This is a genomic window from Xenorhabdus sp. PB62.4 (genome assembly GCF_014467285.1).
GTDB lineage: Bacteria > Pseudomonadota > Gammaproteobacteria > Enterobacterales > Enterobacteriaceae > Xenorhabdus.
In genome coordinates this window covers 1-4,749 of sequence record NZ_NKHR01000056.1, presented here as the reverse complement: position 1 = coordinate 4,749, position 4,749 = coordinate 1, and the positions used below count along the sequence as shown (strand labels likewise).

Here is a 4,749-nt window from a genome sequence, read left to right as displayed (position 1 = left end):
CGCCTCCGGAGTCAAGCGTTTATTTTCGCTGCCCTCCGACTTTCCTCAGCGGCTTGTTTCAGCTCAGCGTCGGTCAGTGGTGGCGCATTATAGGGAGTTTTACGGCGCTGACAATAGTTTTTTTGAATTTTTTTTCCGTTCGTGTTTTTTTTCAACAAATTTGACGTTTTTGTTCTTTTTCCACCCTAAATCTGGTGAAATAGGCAACAATTATAAAATATATGCAGTAGGATAACGGATTGAATAAAGAGGAGGGATGGTATCTATGCAGTTAAAAGAACAGAAAAATACGGAAAAAAAGAATCTGTCCTATCTTTTGGCTGAAAAAATAGGTCAGCAAATTCTTTCTGGTGTGTATACCGCTGGAAGTCTTCTGCCTGGCGAAATGGAATTGACCAAACTCTTTGATGTCAGCCGAACGGCTGTACGGGAAGCAATAAAGATTTTAATCGCTAAAGGAATGTTGTTATCTCGGCCCAGAGTCGGTACACACATTATGCCTGCCAGCCACTGGAACTTTCTTGATCAAGATTTATTAAGGTGGTGGCTAACTCCCTCTAATATTAATGAGGTCATGACACACTTCCAACAATTGCGTCTGATTATAGAACCACAAGCCTGCTTTTATGCCGCCATCAACGCATCCCATATCCAAAAACAAATCATGTCCTCCTTAATCAAGGAGATGTACTTATTGGCTAAGCAGTTTGATCGTGAAAAATGGATAAAGGCGGATCAACAACTGCATCACATCATTTATCAGTCTTGCGGCAATCCATTTCTTGGCTCTTTTGTTAATTTGTTGCAACCCGTGTACCAACACTACTTTGAAAAAATCATTTCAGGCAAAGCTTTTCGCCTAGAAGCACATAAAGCGATTGTTGATGCAATTATCCACGGCGATAGCCAACTAGCTTTAGCGGAATGCCACAGGTTACTAATAACCAGCGAATAGTTTAATGTATTAAAATATCTTGTATTGACTAATTATCGATCACTACAGAATAAAACGGGATCTCTGATGGTTAAATCCGCACGCAATATGTCGGGCTTGCCTTGGGTTGCAGCCATGGCTTTTTTTATGCAGTCTTTGGATGCCACAATTCTTAACACTGCACTACCGGCAATTGCTAAGAGCCTCAATCATTCTCCATTAGCAATGCAACCTGCCGTTGTTAGTTATACTTTAACTGTGGCGATGTTGATACCCGTCAGCGGTTGGCTGGCTGATAGATTTGGCACTCAACGAGTGTTCATTTATGCCGTTTCTTTCTTTTCATTAGGTTCACTCGCTTGTGCTTTGTCCCACAATCTCTCTTTATTAGTCATTTCCCGGGTGATTCAAGGGATAGGTGGGGCCATGATGATGCCTGTTGCGCGTCTGGCATTATTGCGGACATATCCACGCAGTGAACTGTTATCTATTTTGAGTTTTGTTACCATGCCAGGGTTACTGGGACCGATTTTAGGCCCAATGTTCGGTGGCCTGTTAGTTACTTATGCCACATGGCATTGGATTTTCATCATTAATATACCCATCGGTTTGTTAGGCATTATCTATGCCATCAAGCACATGCCTAATTTGACCATGCCAAAATGTCCTTTCGATTTTCTGGGATTCATATTATTTAGTATGGGATTGGTGATGATTTCAGTCAGTTTTGATTTGTTTGGTAACAATTCATTTTCTGGCTATATTCCTGTGGCATTGTTAGCTAGCGGTATCATTATGCTGTTAGGGTACATTTTCCACGCTAAAAGACATCCAGATCCCCTTATCGACCTCCGATTGTTTCAGACACACACATTTTCAATCGGTATCGCCAGCAATATTGTGACTCGTTTAAGTACAGGTTCGCTCTCATTTATCATTCCGTTAATGCTACAAGTCGGGTTTGGGTACTCGGCGGTGATTGCCGGAATCATTATGGCCCCGAATGCTATTGGTTCTATCTTCGCCAAATCATTTGTTACCAAAATACTGACTAAATTCGGATATCGAAGTACGCTTATCTGGGCCACGGTTATTATTGGTGTGATGATTTCACAGTTTTCTCTACAGACACCGGAAATACCTATCGCATTTTTGATAATCCCTCTATTTATATTGGGAATGGCGATGTCTACACAATTCACAGCAATGAATACGATTACTCTTGGTGATCTGAATGATAACAATGCAAGTGCTGGTAATAGTCTGCTAGCGGTCACTCAACAGTTATCCATCAGTTTTGGAGTAACCATCAGTGCGGCAGTGCTTCGGTTTTATGAGTCAATGGAATATGGCTCAACGGTGAGCCATTTCCACTATACCTTGATTACAATGGGCATTATTACCCTGATTTCTTCTGCTGTATTCCTGTTACTGAATAAAGAAGACGGTAATAACTTACTTAAGAAATAGAACGACTAACGGCTGGCAACGGAACTACGCTCGATCAATTTTGGCATTAGAACCAGTTCCTTGGGCTCGCTTTCCGGATTATCCATTCGATACAGCAAGCTATCAATCGCCAGCTTACCCAATTCATCTTTTGGCTGATGGATAGTCGTCAACGGAGGGATAAGATAAGGTGCTATTGCAATATCATCATATCCGATAATAGAAATATCATCCGGTACTGAAAGACCCGCCTGATGCAAGGCCTGATATGCACCAATCGCCATAGCGTCATTTCCTGCAAAAACTGCTTCGGGAATTTCAGATAATTGGAGGAGTTTTTTCATTGATAACAACCCCCCCGCAAATTCATAATCACTTTGGATTTCATAACCATCGGGGATCTCAAGCTGAGCATCTCTCATTGCTTTTCGATATCCAGCCAGACGCTGACGGGAAAGAGATGTATCCTGTGAGCCTGCGATACAGGCAATTTTGCGAAATCCACGATTAATCAGATAAGATGTAGCTAATTCTCCCCCGAACAGAGAGTTATCTTTAATAACATCACTAGAAGCATCAAAAGGGGACCAATCCAATGTCACCATTGGCACTAGCGGATATCGCAATAGAAAGTCTTTGGATAGCAATTTATGTTCGGAACTCATAATTAAGAGGCCATCGACACGTTTTTGCAATAGTGTTTCCATACTGCGAATCATACGGGTAACACTACCCTCAGTATTACACAGAATTAAACTATATCCCCGTTCGTAACAATTGCTTTCGACACTTCTGACAACTTCTGAATAAAAAGAGTTATCACTGGCCGTAACCAACATACCAATGGTTTTAGTTTGCTTAACTTTCAAGCTTCTTGCCAAAGCAGACGGCGCATAATTCAATTTCTCAATCGCTGCATGGACTTTCTTTTTCACGTTTTCACTGACATAACGATTGCCATTAATCACATGAGAAACTGTTGATGTCGATACACCCGCAAGACGGGCAACGTCCTTCATGGTAGCCACAGTTAATCCTGTTCAGATAGAAATGCATCAATTTCATTTCGCCACGGAATTGCAGGCTGCGCTCCCTCACGTGTCACAGCTATCGCAGCAGCAGCATGAGCAAAGCGGATAGCCGACAACATCTCTTTTCCTTCCAGCAATCCAGTTATTAACGCACCGTTAAACGTATCCCCCGCAGCAATCGTATCAATCGCTTTCACTTTAAACCCAGGAACAATTTTTCCTTCCCTGCCTTTTTCACTCAGCCATACACCTCGGCTACCCAGTGTGATAATGACGATTTCTATGCCCTTATCATGTAAAGTCTGAGCGGCTTTTTCTGCGCCTACATCATCTTTCACGGCAATGCCTGTTAAGCATTCGGCTTCAGTTTCGTTAGGTGTGATGATATCCACCAGCGAAAGCAATTGTTCTGAGATTTTTTGTGCCGGAGCTGGATTCAGGATCACTTTGGCGTGATGCTGCTTCGCCGTTTCGGCAGCAAGTTGGACGGTTTCCAACGGTGTTTCAAGCTGCAACAGCAATGCATCAGCCTCTTTGACGGCTTGCTCATGACGGCGAAAATAATCAGGAGATAATGCTCCATTTGCCCCTGCGTTAATGCCAATCACATTTTCACCTTGCTGGTTGACAAAAATCAGGGCAACTCCCGTTGTTTCCCCTTCAATAGCCTCAATTGATGAGGTATTGATACTATCTTTCACCAACTGTTGGCAAACACGCTCCCCAATATCATCCTGACCAACGCAAGCAATAAATGTAATATCAGCACCGCAACGACCAGCAGCAACAGCCTGATTTGCTCCCTTTCCTCCAAAAGCAACCTTATACTGTTTTCCTCTCACTGTTTCCCCTGGTTGGGGAAAAGCGTTGAGATTCAATATGTGATCTACATTGATGCTACCCATCACAACCAGTTTTGCCATACTCATTACATTTATTCCTGTTCAGCTATTTCTGTTCAGTAATGATACAACCATCAAGATCGATGGCTGTATGGTAATACTGATTATTTTTTGATAACTAATTCCAGCTCAACCGGAATGATGGCATCAACTTTAGTTATGTATTAAATGGTTAGATTGAGCATTAAAAGTAGTGCTCGCACTCAATGAAAGTTCCTATCACTTTATCGTGCATCTCCTCTGATTTAGAGTAACCTATCGTTTTGCGATTCAGTCTCTTGATTCGAGTACGATGCGTTAAATTCGTTCTCTCTATGCGTTGGGTGAACGTCTTTCCAGTAAGATGGCTCTCTTCTGGAAGATTGTCATAAACCCCATAATTATCCGTACAATAAAATCGAATATTAAAGGGTGATAAGAGGGCAAGCAGCTT

6 protein-coding genes are annotated in these 4,749 nt (G+C 42.1%); 3 read left to right on the top strand and 3 right to left on the bottom strand.

Going from position 1 to position 4,749, the window contains the following annotated elements; genetic code table 11:
- From Xenpb_RS19760 to mdtD, 3 genes are all read left to right on the top strand, one after another.
- On the top strand, positions 1-235 hold a 235-nt coding region (locus tag Xenpb_RS19760), incomplete at its 5' end, for a hypothetical protein (RefSeq protein ID WP_222943048.1).
- Between the two features lie 30 nt (positions 236-265).
- Positions 266-955: a FadR/GntR family transcriptional regulator gene (locus Xenpb_RS18920; RefSeq protein ID WP_187655681.1), complete on the top strand. Its 690-nt coding sequence runs from the start codon at positions 266-268 to the stop codon at positions 953-955.
- 66 nt (positions 956-1,021) lie between these two features.
- The gene (gene mdtD, locus Xenpb_RS18915; RefSeq protein WP_187655680.1) at positions 1,022-2,404 is read left to right on the top strand and encodes a multidrug transporter subunit MdtD; all 1,383 of its coding nucleotides are present in this window, start codon (positions 1,022-1,024) and stop codon (positions 2,402-2,404) included.
- Positions 2,405-2,409: 5 nt separating this feature from the next.
- Here the strand turns inward: mdtD and rbsR are convergent, their stop codons facing one another.
- The 3 genes from rbsR to Xenpb_RS18900 form a co-directional block, all read right to left on the bottom strand.
- The gene (rbsR, locus tag Xenpb_RS18910; RefSeq protein ID WP_187655679.1) at positions 2,410-3,411 is read right to left on the bottom strand and encodes a ribose operon transcriptional repressor RbsR; all 1,002 of its coding nucleotides are present in this window, start codon (positions 3,409-3,411) and stop codon (positions 2,410-2,412) included.
- 2 nt (positions 3,412-3,413) lie between these two features.
- Positions 3,414-4,343, bottom strand: coding sequence for a ribokinase (rbsK, locus tag Xenpb_RS18905; RefSeq protein ID WP_187655678.1), 930 nt, complete (start codon positions 4,341-4,343; stop codon positions 3,414-3,416).
- A 157-nt stretch (positions 4,344-4,500) separates the two neighbouring features.
- Positions 4,501-4,749 (bottom strand): IS1 family transposase (locus Xenpb_RS18900; protein ID WP_222943047.1); only part of this gene is annotated, 249 nt, incomplete at its 5' end.

Bases quoted from the DNA above. Each gene is read 5' to 3' on its own strand.
- Xenpb_RS18920 (WP_187655681.1), top strand. From the start codon at position 266: ATGCAGTTAAAAGAACAGAAAAATACGGAAAAAAAGAATCTGTCCTAT.
- mdtD (WP_187655680.1), top strand. From the start codon at position 1,022: ATGGTTAAATCCGCACGCAATATGTCGGGCTTGCCTTGGGTTGCAGCC.
- rbsK (WP_187655678.1), bottom strand. From the start codon at position 4,343: ATGAGTATGGCAAAACTGGTTGTGATGGGTAGCATCAATGTAGATCAC.